The organism is Faecalibacterium intestinale (assembly GCF_040096575.1).
GTDB classification, from domain to species: Bacteria; Bacillota; Clostridia; order Oscillospirales; family Ruminococcaceae; genus Faecalibacterium; species Faecalibacterium intestinale.
This window is the reverse complement of the sequence record NZ_JBBMEN010000068.1, coordinates 1-1,022: the sequence shown is the minus strand read 5'-3', so window position 1 is coordinate 1,022 and position 1,022 is coordinate 1. Positions and strand designations below refer to the sequence as shown.

The window sequence follows — 1,022 nt, the reverse complement described above, 5'->3', positions numbered from 1 at the left end:
TTGTTTTGAAGCGCCTGTGCTTTTCGGCACTTGTCGCTGCACAGCTCATACCGCTGGCTCTTTGCCAGAAAATATTTCCCACAGACCTTGCACTGCCGGAAGCAAAGCCCCCAGTCATTCAGCCGGTTCAAATAATAGGTAATCAACGGGTAGAGGGACGCATAGGCAGACACACATTCTTCTGTGCGCCGGTTGTCCGGGAACCAGAGGTCAAGCCGGGTATCTTCTGACGGTGCGCCTTTGAAATAAAGGCTGCCCGCTTGAAAATGTTTCGGTTTTCCTGTCTCCCTGTCAAAGGTCATGGCTTCGTTATGGAATACCCCGGTCAGGCTGCTCATTTTATCCATGAAGCGGTCACAGGCAGCGTTACGGTCACGGGGTTCTCTGGCAAGCAGATAGCTGTTCCAGATACGGAACGCTACATACATTTTCAGAGGGTCGTTGCTAAGATATTTTCCCCAGAGAAATTCGCTTGCCGCCTGCTCCAGCTCCGGCTGTTTCCATCGGTTGGAGTGGAGGGCTTGCCGCAGTGGAGAAAGCCCGTATAAGTTCCAATCTCTGTCCGTGTCACGCTCAAAGTTTATCAAAAAAGTTCCCAGCGGGCGTGTCATATCACAAAGCACCTCTGCGTTTTGGCTCCCGTTCAGACGGAAGCGGATCTGCTGTTCTTCCCCAATCAAAATCCGTTCTTTCATTTTCTTCCTGTCCAGCGTCAGGACAAACAAAATCCTCTCAAAACATGGCTCATGCCGTATAAACTGATTCTCCATCCCTATCCCCTGCCTTTGATTATGGTAATTATATAATTTAGTTATATCCGTTACACTCATGGTATCGCAGAAGCATTGTTTTGTCAAGAATAGTCCGCTATGATGATTGCAGTTGGTAATTTCGTGCCACAAAGTACCTTGACAAGTGAATGACCGTCCAAAAGGGATATGACCAGCAGGAGAAGTGACGCATCCGGCGCACCAATGCAGGGAAACACCGCAGGAATGGGGCAGGAAAACGGCTTTTGGGGA

General features: G+C 49.4%; 1 protein-coding gene. It reads right to left on the bottom strand.

The features are described from left to right. Positions 1–770, bottom strand: a 770-nt coding sequence (locus WMO20_RS14390) for a hypothetical protein (protein WP_349187308.1), incomplete at its 3' end; no start/stop codon positions are given. Positions 771–1,022: the final 252 nt, after the last annotated feature.